The organism is Methylobacterium sp. A54F (assembly GCF_053346035.1).
Map to the genome: position 1 here is coordinate 1 of NZ_JBKFBF010000035.1, position 1842 is coordinate 1842.

Sequence of the window (1842 nt, forward strand, 5' to 3'; positions counted from 1 at the left end):
CCGATCTCGCCGATCATCACGATCGCGTCCGTCTCCGGATCGCCCAGAAACAGCTCCAGCACGTCGATGAACTCCGTGCCCTTCACGGGGTCGCCCCCAATCCCCACCGCCGTCGTCTGGCCGAGGCCCACCTGGCTCGTCTGGAACACCGCCTCGTAGGTCAGCGTGCCCGAGCGCGACACGATCCCGACCTTGCCCGGCCGGAAGATGTTGGCCGGCATGATCCCGATCTTCGCCTGGCCCGCCGTCACGATCCCGGGGCAGTTCGGACCCACCAGCCGCGACTTCGAGCCGGCGAGCGCGCGCTTCACCCGAACCATGTCGAGCACCGGGATGCCTTCCGTGATGCACACGATCAGCGGCACCTCCGCGGCCACCGCCTCCAGGATCGCGTCCGCCGCCCCCGGCGGCGGCACGTAGACCACGCTCGCATCCGCCCCCGTGCGCTCGCGCGCCTCCGCCACCGTGTCGAACACCGGCAGCCCCAGATGCGTCGCGCCGCCCTTGCCCGGGCTCGTGCCCCCGACCACCTGCGTGCCGTAGGCCAGCGCCTGCTCGGAATGGAAGGTGCCGTTCTTGCCGGTGAAGCCCTGGCAGAGCACCCGCGTGGCCTTGTCGATCAGGATGGACATCTCAGGCTCCCTTCACCGCCGCCACGATCTTCTGGGCCGCGTCGTCGAGGTCGTCGGCCGGGATCACGTTCAGCCCCGAGCCCCGGATGATCGCCTTGCCCTCCTCGACGTTCGTGCCCTCCAGCCGCACCACCAGCGGCACCGACAGCCCCACCGTCCGCACCGCCGCGATCACGCCCCGGGCGATCACGTCGCACTTCATGATCCCGCCGAAGATGTTGACCAGGATGCCGCGCACGTTCGGGTCGGCGGTGATGATCTTGAAGGCCGCCGTGACCTTCTCCTCGCTGGCGCCCCCGCCCACGTCGAGGAAGTTGGCCGGGCTCTCGCCGTAGAGCTGGATGATGTCGAGCGTGGCCATGGCGAGCCCTGCGCCGTTGACCATGCAGCCGATGGTGCCGTCGAGCGCGATGTAGGCGAGGTCGTACTTGGAGGCCTCGATCTCCTTGGCGTCCTCCTCCGACTCGTCGCGCAGCGCCAGGACGTCGGGGTGGCGGTAGAGGGCGTTGGCGTCGAAGCTGACCTTGGCGTCGAGGCAGGCGAGATGGCCGTCGCCGGTGAGCACCAGCGGGTTGATCTCCAAGAGGCTCATGTCCTTGCCCGTGAAGGCGGCGTAGAGCTTGCTCGTGAGCGCCTCGGCCTCCTTGGCCTGGGGCCCCGAGAGGCCGAGCGCCTTGGCGACGGCGCGGCCGTGGTGGGGCATGATGCCGGTGGCGGGGTCGACCGGGATGGTGTGGATCTTCTCGGGCGTGTCGTGGGCGACCGCCTCGATGTCCATGCCGCCCTCGGTGGAGACCACGAAGGCGACGCCGCCGCTCTCGCGGTCGACCAGCATGGAGAGGTAGAACTCGGCGGCGATCTGGGCGCCGTCCTCGACGTAGAGGCGGTTGACCGGGCGGCCGGCCTCGCCGGTCTGAACGGTGACGAGGGTCTGCCCGAGCATCTCGCGGGCGTTCTGGACGACCTCGGCGACGGACTTGGAGACGCGCACGCCGCCCTTGGCGCCGGCGGGTGCGCCCTTGAAGGTGCCCTTGCCGCGCCCGCCGGCGTGGATCTGGCTCTTGACGACCCAGACCGGCCCGCCGAGCTCGGTCGCGGCCGCCTCGGCCTCGCCGGCGTCGAAGATCGCCACCCCGCGCGAGACCGGGACACCGAACTCCCGCAGGACCGCCTTCGCCTGATACTCGTGTATGTTCATCGCGACCTCGTC

General features: G+C 70.2%; 2 protein-coding genes. Both read right to left on the reverse strand.

The window, feature by feature from the left end:
• On the reverse strand, positions 1-632 hold a 632-nt coding region (gene sucD, locus ACLBXP_RS25190; RefSeq protein ID WP_447670578.1), incomplete at its 3' end, for a succinate--CoA ligase subunit alpha.
• A gap of 1 nt (position 633) precedes the next feature.
• Positions 634-1830: an ADP-forming succinate--CoA ligase subunit beta gene (gene sucC, locus ACLBXP_RS25195; RefSeq protein WP_447670579.1), complete on the reverse strand. Its 1197-nt coding sequence runs from the start codon at positions 1828-1830 to the stop codon at positions 634-636.
• Between the last annotated feature and the right edge of the window lie 12 nt (positions 1831-1842).